Source organism: Paramylibacter ulvae, from assembly GCF_014652655.1.
In the GTDB taxonomy this organism is placed as follows: Bacteria; Pseudomonadota; Alphaproteobacteria; order Rhodobacterales; family Rhodobacteraceae; genus Amylibacter; species Amylibacter ulvae.
In genome coordinates this window covers 1-20863 of the sequence record NZ_BMZF01000002.1, presented here as the reverse complement: position 1 = coordinate 20863, position 20863 = coordinate 1, and the positions used below count along the sequence as shown (strand labels likewise).

General features: G+C 48.4%; 22 protein-coding genes and 1 tRNA gene. 14 read left to right on the top strand and 9 right to left on the bottom strand.

Going from position 1 to position 20863, the window contains the following annotated elements; all coding sequences use genetic code 11:
• Window positions 1-65 precede the first annotated feature (65 nt).
• From IE094_RS04940 to IE094_RS04930, 3 genes are all read right to left on the bottom strand, one after another.
• Window positions 66-1172, bottom strand: coding sequence for a site-specific DNA-methyltransferase (locus tag IE094_RS04940; RefSeq protein ID WP_189639480.1), 1107 nt, complete (start codon window positions 1170-1172; stop codon window positions 66-68).
• A 93-nt stretch (window positions 1173-1265) separates the two neighbouring features.
• On the bottom strand, window positions 1266-1943 hold the full coding sequence (rnhB, locus tag IE094_RS04935) for a ribonuclease HII (protein ID WP_308429198.1): 678 nt from the start codon (window positions 1941-1943) through the stop codon (window positions 1266-1268).
• Between the two features lie 37 nt (window positions 1944-1980).
• A complete protein-coding gene (locus tag IE094_RS04930; protein ID WP_189639479.1) occupies window positions 1981-2382 on the bottom strand; it encodes a hypothetical protein in 402 nt (133 codons plus the stop codon).
• 178 nt (window positions 2383-2560) lie between these two features.
• On the opposite strand from IE094_RS04930, the gene IE094_RS04925 reads away from it, so the two are divergent.
• Together IE094_RS04925 and IE094_RS04920 are read left to right on the top strand one after the other, a co-directional pair.
• Window positions 2561-2863: a hypothetical protein gene (locus tag IE094_RS04925; protein WP_189639803.1), complete on the top strand. Its 303-nt coding sequence runs from the start codon at window positions 2561-2563 to the stop codon at window positions 2861-2863.
• Complete coding sequence (locus tag IE094_RS04920; protein WP_373295853.1) at window positions 2841-3530, top strand: winged helix-turn-helix domain-containing protein; 690 nt, start codon at window positions 2841-2843, stop codon at window positions 3528-3530. The genes IE094_RS04925 and IE094_RS04920 overlap by 23 nt, the downstream gene beginning before the upstream one ends.
• Here the strand turns inward: IE094_RS04920 and IE094_RS04915 are convergent.
• The gene (locus IE094_RS04915; protein ID WP_189639477.1) at window positions 3514-5391 is read right to left on the bottom strand and encodes a monovalent cation:proton antiporter-2 (CPA2) family protein; all 1878 of its coding nucleotides are present in this window, start codon (window positions 5389-5391) and stop codon (window positions 3514-3516) included. The genes IE094_RS04920 and IE094_RS04915 overlap by 17 nt on opposite strands.
• Before the next feature lie 194 nt (window positions 5392-5585).
• On the opposite strand from IE094_RS04915, the gene IE094_RS04910 reads away from it, so the two are divergent.
• Window positions 5586-6014 carry a hypothetical protein gene (locus tag IE094_RS04910; protein ID WP_189639476.1) on the top strand — a complete coding sequence of 143 codons (429 nt, stop codon included), beginning with the start codon at window positions 5586-5588 and terminating at the stop codon, window positions 6012-6014.
• Window positions 6015-6121: 107 nt separating this feature from the next.
• Window positions 6122-6592: a Dps family protein gene (locus IE094_RS04905; protein ID WP_189639475.1), complete on the top strand. Its 471-nt coding sequence runs from the start codon at window positions 6122-6124 to the stop codon at window positions 6590-6592.
• On the opposite strand, the gene IE094_RS04900 is transcribed toward IE094_RS04905, so the two are convergent.
• From IE094_RS04900 to IE094_RS04890, 3 genes are all read right to left on the bottom strand, one after another.
• Window positions 6584-6826, bottom strand: a complete 243-nt coding sequence (locus IE094_RS04900) for a DUF1289 domain-containing protein (RefSeq protein WP_099594394.1) — start codon at window positions 6824-6826, stop codon at window positions 6584-6586. The two genes, IE094_RS04905 and IE094_RS04900, sit on opposite strands and share 9 nt — an antisense overlap.
• Before the next feature lie 10 nt (window positions 6827-6836).
• Window positions 6837-7013, bottom strand: a complete 177-nt coding sequence (hemP, locus tag IE094_RS04895) for a hemin uptake protein HemP (protein ID WP_189639474.1) — start codon at window positions 7011-7013, stop codon at window positions 6837-6839.
• A 151-nt stretch (window positions 7014-7164) separates the two neighbouring features.
• Window positions 7165-7241: transfer RNA gene (locus IE094_RS04890), tRNA-Arg, on the bottom strand.
• Between the two features lie 77 nt (window positions 7242-7318).
• On the opposite strand from IE094_RS04890, the gene IE094_RS04885 reads away from it, so the two are divergent.
• Window positions 7319-8173: an aminoglycoside phosphotransferase family protein gene (locus tag IE094_RS04885; protein ID WP_189639473.1), complete on the top strand. Its 855-nt coding sequence runs from the start codon at window positions 7319-7321 to the stop codon at window positions 8171-8173.
• Here IE094_RS04885 and ubiB read toward each other — a convergent pair.
• Together ubiB and ubiE are read right to left on the bottom strand one after the other, a co-directional pair.
• Entirely contained in the window at window positions 8159-9688 is a 1530-nt protein-coding gene (gene ubiB / locus IE094_RS04880) for a 2-polyprenylphenol 6-hydroxylase (RefSeq protein WP_189639472.1), read from the bottom strand. The two genes, IE094_RS04885 and ubiB, sit on opposite strands and share 15 nt — an antisense overlap.
• Entirely contained in the window at window positions 9689-10438 is a 750-nt protein-coding gene (gene ubiE, locus IE094_RS04875; RefSeq protein ID WP_189639471.1) for a bifunctional demethylmenaquinone methyltransferase/2-methoxy-6-polyprenyl-1,4-benzoquinol methylase UbiE, read from the bottom strand. It lies immediately after the preceding gene.
• A gap of 86 nt (window positions 10439-10524) precedes the next feature.
• On the opposite strand from ubiE, the gene mutM reads away from it, so the two are divergent.
• From mutM to gyrB, 9 genes are all read left to right on the top strand, one after another.
• Window positions 10525-11394: a bifunctional DNA-formamidopyrimidine glycosylase/DNA-(apurinic or apyrimidinic site) lyase gene (mutM, locus tag IE094_RS04870; RefSeq protein ID WP_189639470.1), complete on the top strand. Its 870-nt coding sequence runs from the start codon at window positions 10525-10527 to the stop codon at window positions 11392-11394.
• Between the two features lie 101 nt (window positions 11395-11495).
• On the top strand, window positions 11496-11762 hold the full coding sequence (rpsT, locus tag IE094_RS04865) for a 30S ribosomal protein S20 (RefSeq protein WP_189639469.1): 267 nt from the start codon (window positions 11496-11498) through the stop codon (window positions 11760-11762).
• Between the two features lie 397 nt (window positions 11763-12159).
• Complete coding sequence (locus IE094_RS04860; RefSeq protein ID WP_189639468.1) at window positions 12160-12594, top strand: rhodanese-like domain-containing protein; 435 nt, start codon at window positions 12160-12162, stop codon at window positions 12592-12594.
• 24 nt (window positions 12595-12618) lie between these two features.
• A complete protein-coding gene (gene dnaA, locus IE094_RS04855; RefSeq protein WP_189639467.1) occupies window positions 12619-13983 on the top strand; it encodes a chromosomal replication initiator protein DnaA in 1365 nt (454 codons plus the stop codon).
• A 157-nt stretch (window positions 13984-14140) separates the two neighbouring features.
• Window positions 14141-15259 (top strand): DNA polymerase III subunit beta, encoded by a 1119-nt coding sequence (gene dnaN, locus IE094_RS04850; RefSeq protein ID WP_189639466.1) that lies wholly within the window; start codon window positions 14141-14143, stop codon window positions 15257-15259.
• A gap of 3 nt (window positions 15260-15262) precedes the next feature.
• A complete protein-coding gene (recF, locus tag IE094_RS04845) occupies window positions 15263-16369 on the top strand; it encodes a DNA replication/repair protein RecF (protein WP_189639465.1) in 1107 nt (368 codons plus the stop codon).
• Between the two features lie 15 nt (window positions 16370-16384).
• Window positions 16385-16813, top strand: coding sequence for a VOC family protein (locus IE094_RS04840; RefSeq protein WP_189639464.1), 429 nt, complete (start codon window positions 16385-16387; stop codon window positions 16811-16813).
• The gene (locus tag IE094_RS04835; RefSeq protein ID WP_189639463.1) at window positions 16810-17430 is read left to right on the top strand and encodes a LysE family translocator; all 621 of its coding nucleotides are present in this window, start codon (window positions 16810-16812) and stop codon (window positions 17428-17430) included. Before IE094_RS04840 ends, IE094_RS04835 begins: the two co-directional genes overlap by 4 nt.
• 78 nt (window positions 17431-17508) lie before the next feature.
• Window positions 17509-19926, top strand: coding sequence for a DNA topoisomerase (ATP-hydrolyzing) subunit B (gyrB, locus tag IE094_RS04830; RefSeq protein ID WP_189639462.1), 2418 nt, complete (start codon window positions 17509-17511; stop codon window positions 19924-19926).
• Window positions 19927-20863 lie beyond the last annotated feature (937 nt).

Here is a 20863-nt window from a genome sequence, read left to right as displayed (position 1 = left end):
GTTGGGCTAGTATCTTGGGGCGCAAACCCCAAGACGGCGGTAACTGAAAGATCTGTTACGTAAATTTAGGCGGTCATTTCTGCGCGAATTTTTTTGCGCAGCATGTCGATTGGAATGGCTTCGCCACGTTTTTTGAAACACCAATATGTCCAGCCATTACAGCTCGGCGCGCCTTCAAGTGCGGCGCCAACCTGATGGATGGAACCGCGTTGATCATGTGCAATCAACGTGCCATCGGCGCGAATTTTTGCGCTGTGACGGCCATTTAAGGAATAAAGTTGATCCCCTGGTTTCAACATGCCGCGTTCCACAACTTGGCCAAATGGCACACGTGGTTCCGCGCGTTTTGATGTGGAAACCTTGAGCGATTCCGCATCACATTCTTTGATCGCGCTGATGCGTTTTTTCGCAACCTTGCGATAGGCTTCTTCGCGTTCGATCCCAATGAATTTGCGGCCCAGCTTTTTGGCAACCGCACCAGTGGTGCCCGTGCCAAAGAACGGATCAAGGATCACGTCACCCTCATTGGTCGAACCAATAATCACGCGGTGAAGCAATGATTCAGGTTTTTGTGTCGGATGCGCCTTGTCGCCATTTTCGTCCTTAAGGCGTTCATTCCCGTTACAGATTGGCAAAATCCAGTCAGAGCGCATTTGCACACCGTCATTCAATGCTTTGAGAGCTTCATAATTGAATGTTGGTTTTGATTTTTCGGATTTACCCGCCCAGATCATTGTTTCATGTGCGTTGGTTAAACGGACACCACGAAAGTTGGGCATCGGGTTGGTTTTACGCCAGATGACGTCGTTCAAAACCCAGAAACCTGCATCCTGTAACGCGGTTCCGACGCGGAAAATGTTGTGATAGGAGCCAATCACCCATATTGCGCCATTTGGTTTCAGGATGCGGCGCGCAGCCTGAAGCCATGCGCGGGAAAATTCATCGTAAACCTTAAAGCTGTCAAATTGATCCCAATGGTCGTCTACGGCGTCCACTTTGGAATTGTCGGGGCGGTGAAGTTCACCCTTGAGCTGAAGGTTATAGGGGGGATCTGCAAAGATTAGATCAACACTATTTTCCGGTAGCGAATTCATCACATCAATGCAATCGCCATCAATAATCTGGTTTAACGGCAGAGTCTTACTGCCTGTTTTATTTGTATTTTTTACCATGTCTGCCTCGTATTGCGCGTTTTCGCGTCATTGAGGCTAAAATGAGTCAAATAGGATTCTGGGTCAATTCGTTTTTAATTTTGGCGTTACGTTTCAATTGGTTACAAAATTACCCTTACACAAGATATTGTGTATAGGTTTGAACGAACGTCTATGGTGTGGGGTCACGCCCAGATTTCGGAGGCCTAGCTGATGTATTTTTGTCCCATAACCAGCGTTACGTTCCCAACCATAGCCTGGAAATTGTTGCGCCAAATCACCCATCAGACGGTCACGCGTGACCTTTGCGATGATGGATGCCGCCGCAATTGACGCTGATTTTGCGTCACCTTTAACTACTGCCTCAGCATCCATGGACAGGTTAGGAGGAATTTTGTTGCCATCGATCAGCGCAAAATCGGGTGTGCACGCCAGCCCAGCCACCGCACGTTCCATGGCGCGAAAGGTGGCCTGTAATATATTGATGCGATCAATCTCATCGACTTCGACATGAGCGATGCTGATCTGAGCGCAATCATGAATTTCTTCAAACAATGCCTCGCGCCGTTTCGCGCTCAGCTTTTTGGAATCGTTTAATCCAGTGGGAATGTTGTCGGGATCAAGGATCACGGCACAGGCCGTAACTGGCCCCGCCCAAGGGCCGCGCCCGACCTCGTCCACGCCAGCGATTGTTTTGATTGCGGTGTTGGATTGCATCAATGCGGTTTCAATTGAAAAATCTGTCATGAAATCCGCATAGCGTGAAATGCGTGATAAGGATAGGGGCGCCAAATGTGACGCCCCATTTGCCTGTATAGTCTGCCTGTGATTAGCGTTTATGTCCGTGTGCTTTGCGAAAGCCGTGTTCAGCACCATTGCGACAATCATGTTTGTGGCCAAAGTTTTTCACATGTCGCGAGTTGCGCCCATGAACATGATATTCACAACCGGAGCGATTTCCTGGGTGATAATATCCTGGTTTTTGCGGGCGTTGATGTGTGTATCGCGGCGTGGTTGGATATCTGTGTGGTGTCGCCGTGTGATTATTCCGATATACTGGCGCCGCTTGTTTATCGTCGCGTGATTTTTTCGCGATCACTGCAAGCACACCAGCACCCACCAAAAATGCAGCTAGTTTTTCAGAATCACTCGCGGCGCGTGCGGCACTTCCTGCAGTGGTGGTTGCAATAGCGGCGATGATGCCTGCGGTGATGAATGATTTAAAAGTCATATCGTTTCCTTTCGATTTACCTGCTCGGTTTCAATGCAACGCAACGGGTATTGCGCTGTTGTGATAAATGTTGGGCAAAGCAGGATGTCAGGCAATTACGGTCACGTGTTATCGGATATCACACCCCAAATTTGCACGCGTTATTGAATAACGGATCAAAATGCGCCACCTGTTGGGTATGAAATACAAAACATCTATAATCGCGATCGCAACAAGCATCGCCCTGATGGCACCAATGGCAGCATCTGCGGCCTGTTATGCCGATTACAAAGCGAAACGCGCAGGCGAAGATTTGCGTCTTCATTACGGCGTTATTGAACTGTCGGACAATCTGTGCGGTAATCCAAATGCTGCGAAACGTACGATTGAAAATCGTGTGGCACGCGACGGTTGGACGGTATTGCGTGTGATGTCCACATTTGATGAATCAGGGCTTGGCCCACGGCGAAAGGATGCGGGTGAATATTTTCTTAAATACTAAATCGCCCAAGGGCATTGCGCTGATTGGCAGCGGTATCGTGATTGGTTTATTGTTTGTCGCATCGCTGATATTATTCATCAGCCTGCCAGATGCGAATGCATTTAATGATCGGGTGGAACAGATATTTGTGCAAAACGATGCGCTGACCACCACGGAATCGGTGAAATTGTTAGAGGTGTTGGCGCAATCTGGCACGGCGTTTGCAGATGTGTTGCAAGGATATCGTTTTATCATTTTCGTTCTGTTGGTTTTGGCATCAGCATTATTGCTGGCCGCATTGTATTTTTTGCTAAACAATTACGGGTTGGCGCGACGCGTATCCGAAATTGAACGTTCTGGCATTATGATCAACAGCCTGATCATCAATCGCGAAGAACAGGTTGTTTATATCAACAATATGGAATTTGAATTGACCGAGGCGGCATGTGAAACGCTATCTGTGTTGTGCGAAGCGCGTCTGGATGACGAGGTGATGACAGGTGCCGATATGGAGGCAATGATCACCGGTAAAAACAGCATTGATTGCGACGAGGCATCGGGTGCAACGCGCATCAAACGGTTGCGCGATCATTTGGGCAACCAAATCGTAAGTCAGTTATTGATCAAAAACATCAGCCGTAAGGGTTACATCCTGTCCATCGACAAAGATGTTATTCGGATGCTTTAGGGTCCGTTTCATCATCGCGTTTTGGTTCAACAAATTTCGCCAAATTGGCCAAGAACCCCGTGTGAAAATCAGAATTAATTTCAATGGCGCGTTCGATATAGGCCTTGTTTTTTTCGGGTGGAATATTGGGATCCCACAGTTCCGCCAATTCGGCCAATGCGCTACGATCTGATTTGACGAAGCTTTCTGCGGCCATATCGATATCAAACGGCGCCCAGTCCATTTGTTCCAACATATATTTGCTAGCACGAATGGCGCTGTCGAATGTTTCGCGCACGATGTCATTTGCGCCCGCTTGATACAATTCATAAACGTGATTTCGATCGTATGCCCGTGCGATGATATGCACGTTGGGGTTTACCTTTTTCGCGTGTTTCACCAAATTGACTGCGGCCTTTTTATCATCAACTGCAACGATCAAAATCTTTGCCTCGGGAAGGCCTGCGGCGTGCATTAATTCAGGGCGGCTTGGATCGCCAAAATATCCTTTCACACCAAAGCGGCGCATATTATCGATTTGATCAATATGATGGTCAATCACCACGGTTTTAATACCAGCAGCCAGCGCCATACGATTGATTACTTGGCCAAAGCGGCCAATGCCGACGATAATCACTGTGCCTTGCTCGTCAATTTCATCCTGTTCTGGTGCGTGGCTGGTTGATTTGTGTACGGCCAATTTATCAAACAGGATAAACAACAGCGGTGTGAACAACATCGAGAGCGCGACGATCAAGGACAGGGTTTGTGACAATTCAGTTGGGATGACATTGTTCATCACCGTGGTGGATAGCATGACAAATCCAAACTCACCCGCCTGTGCCAGTGACAGTGCAAATAGCAATCGATCACGGCCTCTGATTTTGAACAGAACGGCGAGCACATATAACACCGCACCTTTGATCAACATCACGCCAAGTGTCATACCAATGATGGCAAAGAAATTCCCAAACAACAGCGTGAAATTAATCCCCGCACCCACGGTGATAAAAAACAGGCCGAGCAATAATCCCTTGAACGGTTCAACATCGCTTTCCAACTCGTGGCGAAATTCACTATTGGCCAGAACGACGCCGGCCAAAAATGTACCAAGCGCTGCAGATAGCCCAACCGTTGTCATTAACAACGCAATGCCAACCACCAACAGCAATGCAATTGCGGTGAACATTTCGCGCAAATGTGCCTTTGCAATGAACCGAAATACGGGGCGGGTTAAATAGATGCCCATCAAGATCACCGCAATCACGGCGCCGATGGTGACAAGTGTAACGCCCCATGCGGGCAAACCATCGGTTAGGCTTAGCGCGCCACCATGATCACCACCATGTGTACCCGCATTGTGCAAATCTGGGAGCGCCAGCAGTGGCACCAATGCCAACATCGGGATCACTGCGATATCTTGGGACAGCAATACAGAAAACGCAGAACGCCCACCCTTGGCATTCATCAATGATTTTTCATTCAGTGTTTGCACAACAATCGCGGTGGACGACAATGAAAATGTTAAACCAATGGCAAGGCTGATCGACCAAACCTGCCCAAGCGCGAGACATGCGCCCATAATTGAAAGCGTGGTTAACGCCACTTGTAACCCACCCAACCCGATCAATCTGTGGCGCATATCCCATAATGCGCGTGGTTCCAATTCCAGACCAACTACAAACAACATCATCACAACGCCAAATTCAGCGAAATGTTGCAAATCCTGCGTTTCCGATCCAACAAGGCCGAGCACGGGGCCGATTAAAACGCCAGCAATCAAATACCCCAAGACCGAACCAAGCCCGGCACGTTTTGCCAGTGGCACCGCGATACATGCCGCAGCGAGGTAAATAGTTGCTTGTAGTAGGAAAATATCCATGCCGCTTGGTTCCTTGTTTTGATGCCATCTTAACGTGAGCAAAATCAGAAACAAAGCGATATGCATTTGTGAATGGATATGAACCTGTTCCAGCCTGATATGGCTTGCGAGGGTGTGGTTTTTTCGCCTATTGCCTGAGTATTTTATATCTGATAAATATACTCAGGAATTATTGAAATCGGTAAGAATCCATAATGTCTGCTTTGTTGAAATACGAACAACCCGTTGCACGCGAAATCGTTGAACATGGTTTTGCGGGCGATGAACTCGCGTTCCTTAACAAGCTGCGGTTAACCGCAATGCGCTGTCGTAGCTCTGCGCGGCTTGATATGTTTGAGGCATGTCGATTGGTCATGAATGTAGATGGGCAAAACCATGATATCGTGATCGAAGCATTGCTGCGCACCATGTATCAAGGGTTGAATAAAACGCCTGTGTTTTTGTCACCAAGTTCAGAAGAATTGTCATTTGATGAATCTTGGTTGCTGCGTTGTGTTTGTGGTTTGAGGGACAAGGATTACGGATCGGTACGGTTTTTGATCGCGCGTCGCGTGGCGCAACCTTATCAGCGTTCTATGGCGTTTTTGATAGAAAAAGTGTCCGAGTGTTTAACTCAAGTTTAGAATCATTCTAAAAACATTGGACATTTGATTTTGCTTTGGTATGGTTGCCAGAAGGAAGCCAGCCAAACGCCAGCCACCTATTTTCACAAAAATTTGGGATAATCAGAATGGCACAAACAGCAACAGCACTGAATTCATCAGCGAAACAAGCAATCGCAGAGGCGCTTAATCAATGCGTCGCTGAAACTTGTGTGACAACAATGTTAGCACAGAATTTCCATTGGAACGTCAAAGGCATGGCCTTTGGTCCATTGCATGATCTGTTTCAAAAAATGTACGAAGATCACTTTGTCGCCCAAGACGATTTGGCAGAACGCATTCGTGCGCTTGGTGAATATGCCGAAGGAACACTTGCCGGCATGATCGAACGATCCAAAGTGAGCGAACAGTCGGGCAAAGCATCAGATGTTGAAATGATCAAAATGATGTTGGATGCCCAAGAAACCTTGGCCGCAACCATCGGTGGTGCGGGGCAAATCGCAGCCGAAGCAGGTGACACGCTCACAGAAGATTTGTGTATCGCACGTGGTCAAACACATGAAAAATTCGCCTGGTTTTTGCGTTCACACCTAGGCTAGCGGATTTGGCGAACCCTTTTTGCGGCACTTCTTATCATAGGCTTCGCGCCAGTGAGAGAATTGCCCCAATTGGGTTTGCTGCACAACCAACATTTCAATAAACGCAATTTGGTGTTTGGGCTTTTTAAGATTTTTAAGCAGCGATTTTTGCGCTTTGGTCATTGAACAAGCAATACAGTGTCCTTGGCGTTTGTATTTACAAACATCGACACAGGGCGAAGGTACCTTTGGCATTATTAATAGCCTACTTGGTTAAGATGAGCTTGTTTTGCCGCGTTTTGCGCAACGTATATACCTGACCATCAAGCACAAGATGTGCCGTGTTCAGATCGCCCAGCACTTGGTCAACGTCATAGGTCGGGACATTGCTTTGATCGAGCGGTATTTCTTTTAACTGCAAATTTTGCGCGTGTTCGCTCATAAGATTTTCCCACCTATCGATCTGTGTTGTTGATGGTTTCATTATCTGACTAAATTTATCGGAATAGTCAATATTATTACTTGATAAATTTACTTGGTTAAGCGTTGCAGCGCGATAATCTGCTTAGAATGTAATTTGGAATTGGAAATTCTGGTGACCCCGGCAGGATTCGAACCTGCAACCTGCCCCTTAGGAGGGGGCTGCTCTATCCAGTTGAGCCACGGGGCCATGCACTGCAAAAGCCACATCAAAAACAAATTTGCAACCCGCTTGTCGTTGGTGCGTATCGCTTTTACAAGCGAGGGATGGAAAATGCTGTTGAAATTTTGGATGATTTTTTAACCCAACAGGGTGTCATTGACGCGGGTATGAAATGGCAGATCCAAACGGGTGGGCGTACTAACCATGTTTGGCATCTGCGTGGGGCGAGTTGTGAATTAGTCTGTAAACTATATAACCACGGTCAAGACAATCCATTGTTTGCGAATACGCCAGCGGCAGAATTTGCGTGTTTACAGCATCTTGATGGACTTGGTGTCGCGCCGAGCCCACACGCATTTGTTGAAACGCCGCTTGGGCAGGTGTTGTTGTATTTTTATGTCAAAGGCGAAATTTGGCAGCGCAACGCGCGATGTGTAGCGGAATTATTGGGGCGGGTTCATAGCGTGAATCCACCCAATATATTGCGCCATATCGCGGGCGGTGTGGACACAATTATTGCCCAGACCAACGGAATTTTGGAACGGTTGGACAAAGCCACTGCAAGCGGGTTGTTGGCCCAACAACCATGCATCGCATCCGTGGAAGAGGTTCCTGCACGGTTCATTCATACGGATGTTGTTACGGCTAATCTGATCGAAGGAGAAAAAGGTTTATGTCTGATTGATTGGCAATGCCCCGCAATCGGTGATCCAATTGTGGATATGGCAATGTTTTTGTCACCCGCCATGCACCATATTTATGGTTCATCTGCGCTGGGCGCTGATGAACAGTTGGCGTTTTTGGCGGGGTTTGATGCGGCGCAGGTGGACAGATATAAACGGCTCGCCCCCCTGTATCATTGGCGTATGGCGGCATATTGTGCGTGGCGTGCGCAAAATGGTGATGCGGGTTATGGCGATGCGGCGCAGGCGGAATTGGATGCGCTAGAATTGGTGTAACACCCACGCGAAAATAACGGCGGTTGCCCCGCCCGCGGCGAATAATAACAGTTGTGATCGCTTGCTTTGCTTTGCTGGTTTTGGTTCGGGCTGTGTATTTCGCTGCAAAATGCCCTCGACAATTTCTGGCAGGCGTGGACCAAAGCGAGAGAGAACCCGCGCTGTTTTTGCCAAATCTTTTGCCATGGCGCGTGGGCCAAGGTGTTCTTTGATGTAATTTTCTACCTCGGGGCGGGCGACGGTCCAGATATTAAGGTCGGAATCCAATGATCGTGCGACACCTTCAACCACAACCATCGTGCGTTGAAGCAAAATTAATTCGGTGCGCGTTTCCATGCCAAACCGTTCGGTCACATCAAACAGGTGGGACAACAGTTTTGCCATTGAAATTTGTTCTGCACCTTGGCCAAAAATCGGTTCGCCTACGGAACGCAATGCCTGTGCGAATGCATCAACGTCTTGGTCGGCGGGAACATACCCTGCCTCAAAATGCACCTCGGCAACGCGTTTATAATCCTTACGAATAAAACCCATGAGAATTTCCGCGTAAACGCGACGAGTGTATTCATCGATGCGCCCCATGATGCCAAAATCAAGCGCGATCAAATCGCCATTGGGCGCTAGTTTTAAATTGCCCTGATGCATGTCGGCATGAAAAAACCCATCACGCAGCGCATGGCGCAAAAACATTTGAATGATGCGTGCGCCGAACTCTTTTAAATCGACGCCAGATGCTTGCATTGCGGGTAAATTGCCAACGGAAATCCCATTTGCCCAATCAAGCGTCATGACAGTGCGCCCGGATTCTTCCCATTTTACGGTTGGAACATAAAACCCATCGTCTTTTTCGGTATTGGCGGCGAATTCGGCGGCGGCCGATGCCTCCATGCGCAAATCAAGTTCACCTTCGACCACGGAATCAAAATGTTCGATCACGGCCTTGGGGCGTAGGCGGCGCGAAGCAGGGGAGAGCAATTCAACCATGCCAGCGCCAAAATAAAACGCATCAATATCGCGGCGAAATGCGCGTTCCACATCTGGGCGCAACACCTTGACCGCGACGCGCTGACCATTGGATGCCAAAACGGCGTCATGCACTTGGGCAATGGAAGCCGCGGCAATTGGTTCGGAAAAGTTGGTGTAAATATCATCCAGTTTTGCGCCAAGTTCATGTTCGATTTCGGCAATGGCCGCCGATTGGGCAAAGGGTGGTAAGCTGTCTTGTAACACTTTCAGCTCGTCGGCCATTTCAACACCCACCACATCAGGGCGCGTGGACATCAATTGCCCAAATTTTATGTAGGCAGGGCCAAGTGCCGTGATGGCGCGCAACATTGGTGGTTGGCTTAAATCCCCGCGCAGCCCCAGCGGTTTAAAAGGCCAGCCCAGAACACGTGCAGCAATGCGAACGCTTGGCGGCACATCCAGTTTTTCCAAAACGATTTTCATCGCACCGGTACGTTCAAACGTGGCACCCGTGCGGATTAGACGCCAAATATTATGAGGGCCGCGCATCTAAATTTTCCACCCCGAATGCAAACAGGCAATGCCAAGCGACAGGTTGCGATATTTCGCGTTTTCAAAACCGCCATCGCGGATCATTTGCAAAAATGTATCTTGGTCGGGGAATTGACGAATGCTTTCAACCAGATATTGATAGCTGTCCGCATCATTGGCGATGATTTTACCCATCGGTGGAATGATGTTGAACGAATAACGATCATAGGCCCATTGCATCGCAGGATTTGGAATTTGGCTAAATTCCAGCACCATCAACCGACCACCTGGTTTGAGAACACGATAAGCCTCGTTAATCGCTTCTTGTGGACGGGTGACGTTTCGAATGCCAAAGCTGATTGTGTAAACGTCAAAAGTATTGTCATCAAACGGGAGATCCATCGCATCACCGCATACCCAATCCAAATGATTGGCCATATCGGCGGCCTCGGCACGGGTGCGGCCAGCATCCAACATACTTTGGGTCATATCAAACACGGTGGCATGTGCGTTTGGCGCACGTTTTAGGAACCGAAACGAAATATCGCCCGTACCACCTGCAACATCCAAGAGTTTTTGCCCATTACGTGGGGCAAGCCAATCCATCATCGCATTTTTCCACAAACGATGAATACCCAGTGACATTGCATCGTTCATCACATCATATTTGGATGCAACATTTGAAAACACGCCATGCACCATGCCCGCCTTTTCCGATTCATCCACGGTTTTAAAACCAAAATGCGTTGTGTTTTTTGAGGCTGTCATAATGAACTTTCTCTTATCGTCTGTGTCGTCTTTATATAATGCGTTTCATAAGATAAACATGCGTCACCTCAGCCCAAGGAAAAACAGTGCCCGAATTACCAGAAGTCGAAACCGTGCGCCGTGGGTTGGAACCCACGATGGTAGGGCGTGTGATTGCGCGCGCCGACATTCGCCGCCCGAATTTGCGTTGGGCATTTCCTGAAAACATGGCCGTGCGTTTAACGGGAAAACGTGTGGAACGATTGCGCCGTCGTTCGAAATATATCCTGTGTGATTTGGACAGCGGTGAAACTTTGTTGATCCATCTGGGCATGTCAGGGCGGATGACGATTGCACCACTGGATGGTGCGGCGGGTGATATATTGGGTGATTTTCATCACCTACATCCAACCCCTGCTAAACATGATCATGTGGTTTTGGATATGGATGATGGTACGCGCATTACATTTAATGACGCGCGCCGATTTGGTGCGATGGATTTGTTGGATACAAAAACCGCCGAGAATCACAAACTGTTGGCCAGCATTGGCCCCGAACCATTGGGGAATCATTTTGACGGTGATTATCTGGCGGCGCGGTTGAAATCCAAAAACACACCGATCAAAACCGCATTGTTGGATCAAAATATTGTTGCAGGGCTTGGCAATATATATGTGTGTGAAACATTGTGGCGCACGGGCATTGCGCCCACACGCAAAGCGGGGACGCTGTCAAAGAAACGTGTGGCAAGTTTGGTGCCCGCGATTCGTGATGTTTTAACAGAGGCGATTGCCGCGGGTGGCTCCAGCTTGCAAGATCACCGCCAAACCAATGGTGAACTTGGTTATTTTCAACATTCATTTGCGGTTTACGGGCGCGAGGGTGAGCGATGCCGAAACGATGGCTGCGGTCATAATATAAAACGTATTGTACAGTCTGGGCGATCAAGTTTTTATTGTCCGTCTTGCCAACGTTAGGGCAGAGCATAAAAAAGAGTCATTGGAGAGTTGACTCTGTTTCTTTTCGCGCCTAGAAGGCCGCTTCATCTTTCGTAATCCGACAAGATCAGGAAATTCACATGGCCAACACGGCACAATCAAAAAAACGCGCACGCCAAGCAGAGCGTCGCACCGAAGTAAACAAAGCACGCCGTTCGCGTATTCGTACTTTCTTGCGTAAAGTAGAAGAAGCGATCACAGGTGGTGACCAAAAGGTTGCACAAGAAGCTTTGAAAGCAGCACAACCAGAAATCATGCGTGGCGTGACCAAGGGTGTAATGCACAAAAACACAGCATCGCGTAAAATGTCGCGTTTGACTGCACGTGTAAAAGGTTTGGGAGCGTAAGCAACCAAACACAACTGCTCGCGCAGTTGTTATGCACTACAGAATTTGAAACGAGACCTTTGGGTCTCGTTTTTTTATGACAGTTTTGTGAATGTTCTGTTTTTGGACCCGTTGCCCGAATCCGTATCGGCGGTTTATGTTGCGGTACTCGTCATATTTACCGCCTGTTAATATGACCTCTATGAAAATTTTACATGTGAAAGTGGCCCCTCATCGGGTGTCGCTGCGTAAGCCGTGGAAATTTAAAAAATTGTTAAATTTCAATTAATTATGCCTTTTTGGCACAGTTCCGATTCTTTGCGCTGTCAACAGATAAGAGTCGTTGAAATGCGAATTGTATCAGGGCTAGTTTCGCTGAGTGATTCAATTTCAAGCTTAGCGAGGGAACATTTAAAAAATGACAAATATTGAAAATGTTGACCCAGCAGAAACATGGAATGGACTTCAAAAAGACAACACTGCCGTATTGGTTGACGTGCGTACACGTGCCGAATGGGGCTTTGTTGGCATTCCTGATTTGTCCCAATTGAATCGCCAACCATTCCTTATTGAATGGAAAGAGTATCCGATGATGAACACCAATGAGGCGTTCGCATCAGAGTTGCTGGAAAAACTGGATGGCGCTGCGCCGTCCAAGATATATTTCTTGTGTCGATCAGGTGCCCGTTCAATGGCGGCTGCTAATCTGATGAGCGAAATTTTCGCAACACAAGGGCAGGCAACACAATGCATCAATGTGGCTGAAGGATTCGAGGGTGATCTTGATTCTGATGGGCATCGTGGAAATATGAACGGCTGGAAAGCACGGGGGTTGGACTGGCGCCAATCCTAAGGTCTGACAGAAATTTGGGGTAATATGGGAACTGACATTTGGGGAACGATCCAATCCAAGCTCAACCAAGAGTTTGGACAGGACGCTTATACGAATTGGATTAAGCCGCTTACGCTTGTGTCAACTGACGCACGCGTCGCGGTGTTGCAAGCGCCAACGGCATTTATCGGCAATTGGGTTGCGCGCAACTACGGCGATCGCATTGTTGCATTGTTTGTCGGCGAAGGTGTGAGTGTTGAACGGTTGGAGTTTAAAACTGGCATGATCAATCGCACCGTTGCAGAGAACGTGGCAACACCAGTTGTCACAAAAACACCCGTACCAGCGGTTAGCCGTAATAAAACAGGCTTACCAGGTGCAAAGTTAGATTCGCGCTGCACGTTCGATACGTTTGTGGTGGGCAAGCCAAACGAATTGGCACATGCGGCTGCGCGGCGCGTCGCCGAAGGTGGCCCCGTAAGCTTTAACCCGCTGTTTTTGTATGGTGGGGTTGGATTGGGTAAAACCCATTTGATGCATGCCATCGCGTGGGAAATTCAGGAACGTAACCCACAAGCCAAGGTTTTATATCTGTCCGCTGAACAGTTCATGTATAAATTTGTTCAAGCATTGCGATTCAAAGACACAATCAGTTTCAAAGAAATGTTTCGTTCGGTTGATGTATTGATGGTTGATGATGTGCAATTCATTGCCGGCAAAGATTCCACACAGGATGAATTTTTCCACACGTTCAATGCATTGATTGATCAGAACAAACAAATCATCCTGTCCGCCGATCGCGCCCCTGGCGAAATCGAAGGTCTGGAAGAGCGTATTAAATCGCGACTTCAATGGGGGTTGTGTGTTGATCTGCATCCAACAGATTACGAATTGCGCTTGGGTATTTTGCAATCAAAGGCGGAACAACAGATGTTGTTAAACCCAAATGTTGAAATCGCCGATGGTGTATTGGAATTTGTGGCTCATCGTGTTTCATCTAATGTGCGCGTGCTGGAAGGCGCATTAATCCGTTTGTTCGCGTTTGGCTCTTTGGTCGGGCGGCAGGTCACATTGGATATGGCAACGGAATGTTTGGCGGATATTCTGCGCGCATCCGATAAAAAAGTTACGGTAGATGAAATCATCCGCAAGGTTACGGATCACTACAATATCCGTATGACAGATATGCTGTCACCACGCCGTGCGCGTTCGGTTGCGCGCCCGCGTCAAATGGCGATGTATCTAGCGAAAAAGCTGACCAGCAAGAGCCTGCCTGAAATTGGGCGCCGATTTGGTGGCCGCGATCATACCACTGTTATTCATGCAGTGAAAAAAATCGAAGAATTGCGTTCAGTTGACAACCAAATCGCCGAAGATTTGGAACTGTTACGCCGTATGCTAGAGGCCTAAATTTCATCAAATTTCGAATTCATAACGGCGCTGCATATTGTGGCGCTGTTTTCTTTTGCATGATACCTTTGCAACACGCGCAAAAATATGCAAATACACTTGCAACAAACGGGGAATTGCGACAGGTTAAACAGCCACGCAAACAGGAGATTTTTTCATGAAAGTCAGCATCGAACGCAGCGCATTGCTGAAAGCCATGTCACAGGCACAATCTGTTGTGGAACGCCGCAACACCATTCCAATTTTGGCAAATGTTCTGATCGAAGCTGAAGGCAACGATATTTCATTTCGCGCAACTGATCTGGATATCGAAGTGGTAGACAAGGTTTCTGGCATGGTTGAACGCGCTGGTGCGACAACGGTTGGTGCGCATACGTTGCACGAAATTGTGCGCAAATTGCCAGACGGTGCGATGGTGGAATTATCGGACGATGGCACATCTGGACGTTTGGATGTGATTGCTGGTCGATCAAACTTTTCGCTGGCGACATTGCCCCGCGAAGATTTCCCCGTGATGGCAACATCTGAATATGCGTGTAATTTTGCGGCACCTGCTGCGGTGTTACGCCGCCTGTTTGATAAATCAAAATTTGCAATTTCAACGGAAGAAACACGTTACTATTTAAACGGTGTTTATATGCACGCATCCGATGGTGATAGTGGCAAAGTATTGCGTTGCGTTGCCACCGATGGCCACCGTTTGGCGCGTATCGATGCGCCATTGCCAGATGGTGCCGCCGATTTGCCAGGTGTGATTGTGCCGCGCAAAACCGTTGGTGAGATGCGCAAATTGTTGGAAGACGACGATATGGAAATTGCCGTATCAGTGTCTGAAACAAAAATTCGCTTTGCAACACCTGAAATCACACTGACATCCAAGGTCATCGATGGATCGTTCCCTGATTACACACGCGTCATCCCCCAAGGCAACACGCGCCGCATGGAAGTGGATGCCGCAGAATTTGCACAGGCCGTGGATCGTGTATCAACGGTTTCATCTGAACGATCACGCGCGGTTAAATTGACCATGGAAGAAGATCGGTTGATACTGTCCGTAAACGCACCTGACAGTGGTGCCGCAGAAGAAGAAGTCGTGGTGGCATACGGAGATGAGCGTTTGGAAATCGGGTTCAACGCGAAATACCTGTTGGAGATCGCAGGCCAAGTTGATCGCGAAAACGCGGTGTTTATGTTTAATTCCAGCGGTGATCCAACCTTGATGCGCGAAGGCAATGACGAAAGCGCAGTCTATGTTGTGATGCCGATGCGGGTCTAACACTTGGCGCATCTTGCGGTTCGTCAACTTACGCTTTCGCATTTTCGATCGCATAAACGGGCAGTCATCGAAACCGATGGCCGCCCGATTGCCATTTATGGCCCAAACGGCGCAGGCAAAACCAATATACTAGAGGCGATTTCGATGTTGTCGCCAGGGCGCGGATTGCGCCGTGCGAAAACAGCGGAACTTGCGCGTGTGCCTGAAACTGTGGGGTGGAAGGTTAGCGCGATTTTGGACAGCCTTGGTCATTCGCACGAACTGGAAACATCGTTTATGGGCGAGGGATCGCGCAGTGTTTCGATTGATGGGAAATCAGCACCACAAATCGCATTGGGCCGTTTGGCGCGCGTTGTTTGGTTGGTGCCGGTGATGGATCGCCTGTGGATCGAGGGTGCGGACGGGCGGCGGCGATTCTTGGATCGTCTTGCCATGAGCTTCGAGCCATCACACGGTGAACAGACATTGATCTACGAACGCGCCATGCGAGAACGCAATCGGATGTTAAAGGATGGGATCACGGATCCATCATGGTATGGAGCGGTTGAAACGCAAATGGCCGATGCGGGTGCGCAAATTGCACAAAACCGATTGCAAACCATCACGCGAATTTCTGTGGCGCAGGATAGTGCAACAACCGGCTTTCCCGCTGCGAAGCTTACACTTGTGAATGGCGATAATGCGCAGATATTCGAAACCGCGAATGATTTGCGCGATGCATTTGCGGATGGGCGCAGGCGGGATATGCAGGCGGGGCGCACATTGGTCGGACCTCATCGCGATGATCTGAACGCGATTTACGCTGCCAAAGACGTGCCCGCCGCACAGTGTTCCACGGGTGAACAAAAGGCATTGTTAGTCAGTTTGATATTGTCCAACGCGCGTGCGTTGGCACAAGATTTCGGAGCGGCCCCGATCATATTGCTTGATGAGGTCGGCGCACATTTAGATGCAGATCGGCGCGCAGCACTCTATGACGAGATTTGCGCATTGGGTGCACAGGCATGGATGACGGGCACAGGTGCGGAATTGTTTGACTCTTTGGGAAATAGGGCGAAATATCTGATGGTAGATGACGGCGCAACCAGCGCCATCCACCCAATGCCCTAGAGAAAGGCCAAAACAATGACACCGCAACGGATATCGATGGTGACGCTGGCCGTAAAGAATTTGAAAAAATCGCGCAAGTTTTATAAAAAGCTTGGCTTTGAAGAAGCCGAAGGTGGCAATGATCAAATTGCCTTTTATAAATTGGGCGGACAGTTTTTTTCACTGTATTCGCGCGACGCGTTGACCAAGGATTTGTGTATGCCTGTGCATGGACGATCAACGGGGGGCATTTCATTAGCAACGAATTATACTTCGCGCGAAGAGGTCGACGCCGCATACGCACGCGCGGTAGAGGCGGGCGCAATTATCGTCACCGAACCAACTGAGGTTTTCTGGGGTGGTTATTCCGGTAATTACGCAGATCCCGATGGGCATTTGTGGGAAGTGGCGCATAATCCGTTTTGGACATTGGATGAAAACGGACTGGTGACAGGCGATCCATGAGTATTTCATTAGCGCAGCTCGCGCTTTATGCTGGTGCGCTCTTTATTCTGTTTATCACGCCTGGCCCCGTATGGGTCGCCGTGATTGCGCGCGCCGTATCGGGTGGCACAAAATCGGCGGTGCCGCTGGCGTTTGGCGTCGCACTTGGTGATGTGCTCTGGCCGGTACTGGCGTTGTTTGGGGTGGCATATCTGGTTTCAATTTATGCGGATGCGATGATCGTGTTGCGGTATTTCGCGGCTGTTTTATTATGCGCTATGGGTGCGGCGTTGGTGCGTTGGCCAAGCAAGGTGCTAAGCGCTGATATGCGGTTAACGTCGCCTGGCATGTGGGCCGGTTTTTTGGCAGGGTTTGCCGCCGTGATCGCAAACCCAAAGGCAATGTTGTTTTACATGACATTATTGCCGAGCTTTTTCGATTTCAAACAAATAACCAAATGGGATATGGCGGCGATTTGCGTGGCATCGTTCATTGTCCCACTGTTGGGCAACCTGACGTTGGCGATGTTTGTGGGGAGAATGCGTCAATTTTTGGCGTCACCAGATGCGGTGCGCCGCACCAATATTGGGGCGGGAATAGCATTGATTTTGGTGGGCGTTGTGATCGCACTGACCTAACGCAAAATCTTGTGTCATTCGCGTGACAAGCCTGTTCAAAACTGCTATATTTTGCGCAAATAGAGACGGGAAAAACAAATGTCCGAAGAGCAGACGAATCCAGAAGAATATGGCGCGAATTCTATCAAAGTTCTCAAGGGCTTAGAGGCTGTTCGTAAACGCCCTGGTATGTATATCGGTGATACCGATGATGGGTCTGGTTTGCACCATATGGTTTACGAGGTCGTTGACAACGGTATCGACGAAGCCTTGGCTAAACATGCGGATTTTGTTTCTGTCACAATTCACGAAGACGAAAGCATTTCGGTGCGTGATAACGGGCGCGGTATTCCCGTGGGTATTCACGAAGAAGAAGGTGTTTCCGCCGCTGAAGTTATTATGACTCAACTTCACGCCGGTGGTAAGTTCGACAGCAATTCATACAAGGTATCTGGTGGTTTGCACGGCGTTGGTGTTTCTGTTGTGAACGCGCTGTCTGACTGGTTGGAATTGAAAATTTGGCGTGATGACAAGGTTCATATCGCTCGTTTCGAACATGGCGATACGGTGAAACACCTAGAGGTTATCGGTGACGCACATGGCGAAACGGGAACCGAGGTACGTTTCATGGCCTCTACCCAAACATTTTCCAACCGCGAATATTCATTCAAAATCTTGGAAAACCGTCTGCGTGAATTGGCGTTTTTGAATTCTGGTGTGCGCATTATTTTGCGTGACGAACGCCCCAGTGAATCCTTGGAAACCGAATTGTATTATGAGGGCGGCGTCAAGGAATTCGTACGGTTCCTTGATCGTTCAAAATCCGCGGTTATCGAAGACCCAATTTATGTGGTTGGTGAAAAAGACGACATCACGGTCGAGGTCGCGATGTGGTGGAATGACAGTTATCATGAAAATGTTTTGCCATTTACCAATAACATCCCACAACGTGATGGCGGCACACATATCGCGGGATTCCGCGGTGCGTTAACGCGTACGATCAATAACTATGCCGCGTCATCTGGTATAGCCAAAAAGGAAAAGGTTTCCTTTACTGGTGATGATGCACGCGAAGGTTTGACATGTGTTTTGTCGGTCAAAGTTCCCGATCCAAAATTCAGCTCGCAAACCAAAGACAAATTGGTGTCATCAGAAGTACGACCAGTGGTTGAGAGCCTGATGAATGAAAAGCTGTCTGAATGGTTTGAAGAAAATCCAGCCAACGCCAAAGAAATCGTTTCCAAAATTATCGAGGCAGCATTGGCCCGCGAAGCAGCGCGCAAGGCGCGTGATCTAACGCGGCGCAAAACTGCGTTTGGTGGTACATCATTGCCAGGTAAGCTGGCAGATTGTCAGGAACGCGATCCGGCCAAATCTGAACTGTTCATAGTGGAGGGTGACTCCGCTGGTGGTTCGGCGAAACAGGGGCGTTCGCGTGAAAACCAAGCGGTACTGCCGCTGCGTGGTAAAATCCTAAATATTGAACGTGCGCGTTTTGATAAAATGCTGTCGTCTGAACAAATCACCAACCTGATCACGGCGATGGGTACGGGCATCGGGCGCGATGAATTTGATATTTCAAAGCTGCGCTATCATAAGATCGTCATTATGACGGATGCGGATGTTGACGGTGCGCATATTCGAACGTTGTTGCTCACGTTCTTTTTCCGCCAGATGCCTGAATTGATTGACGGTGGCTATCTTTATATCGCGCAACCGCCGCTCTACAAAGTGGCGCGTGGCAAATCAGAAGTGTACCTCAAAGATCAAACCGCGCTTGATGATTTCTTGATTGAACAAGGGATCGATGGTGCGTCTTTGATGCTCGAAGATGGGAGTGTCATCACGGGTGCCGATCTGGCGCGTGTTGTGGATGAGGCACGAAATGCGCAATTTGTTTTGAACGCATATCCAACCCATTACGATCGCGAAATTTTGGAACAAGCCGCGATTTCAGGTGCCTTTGTCGAAGGACGTATTGATGCGGATATCCAAGGTGTCGCCGATGGCGTTGCCGCACGTTTGGACAAAGTCAGCCTTGAATATGAAAAGGGTTGGGCAGGGCGCCAAACCCAAGATCACGGTATCCGCCTAAGCCGCATTTTGCGCGGTGTCGAAGAAAGCCATACATTAGATGGCAAATGCATACGATCAGGAGAGACGCGCCGCATGGGTGGCATGACGCAAGCATTGCAAGAAATCTACGGCGGTCGTGCAAAACTGAATCGCAAAGATAAATCTGTTGATATTCACGGCCCGCTTGGTCTGTTACGGATCATTCTGGAAGAAGGTGAAAAAGGTCTGAGCCTGCAACGCTACAAAGGATTGGGGGAAATGAACCCTGATCAATTGTGGGAAACCACGCTTGACCCAGAGGCACGCACATTGCTGCAGGTTAAGGTCGCAGATTTGGCGGACGCGGATGATCTGTTTACAAAATTGATGGGTGATGTGGTGGAGCCACGCCGCGAGTTCATCCAACAAAACGCATTGTCAGTGGAAAACCTAGATTTTTAAATTTGTGTAGGATTGCCCATAATGTTTCGCGATACCCATAAGTTTTCGCGAAACACCCATAATATTTCGTTTTGGGGTTTTGGGTGCTTTCATCAACTCGGAAAAAAGCGTGAAATAAGAGCATCTTTTTTCCGAGTATTCTAATTGTTTCAATGTTTTTTTGCAAGCTGAGGATGGAAAGTGGTTTCTTTCGTCTCGATCATTGATACGACCCAGCACTTAATTGAATTTACCATTCAGAAAATGTAAGAACATCCTCCAATAGGTGTAGTTCAACGTCCCCGGCTAACTGTTCGGACCAAAATTTATTTCTAAGTTTGTAGCTGCCAGAACCCAGCCAATCGACTACTTTAAGGTTTTTATCTGAGCGTTGTTGCGAAATAATCCGGTTTAAGTGAGTATCGTTCCCAGAGTACCCGAAAAGGACAATCTCGCCACTCTCCTCAATGGCCATCTGGAGAAACTCCCAATAAATGCTCAACACTTCGGAGGAGGCGATAATCTTGGGTTTTTGCGTGAAGTGGCTTAGTACAATATGTCTTCCACATTGTTGAGGTAAAGAGCGCCTCTTAATAGTAGATTCAAGAATTTTTTAGGCACCGCTCCAGATTTACCGACAAACAAAGGGCTTCCGTGTAAATGAAGATACCAGCCGCCAAAATTTTTCTTCCTAAACAAATTTTTTCGATCAAACTTTGACTCAACGAATCCGTCAAAAAGGACTGGATCTATGCCGTCAAGAAGCCCCGAGCTTCGAAGGCTTTCGGAAAGCAAATCATCGTAATTTAAGGTAGCTACATGAGATTCCGTATCTGTCTAACGTCAGCACCTTTGGGACATACCTGAGCATTTGAATAATGGAGGATTTCTGGTTCATCTTAACAATTAGGAGTTAAGCATGACAAAGAAATCAGGGCAGTCGAAAGCGGCTGCAGAT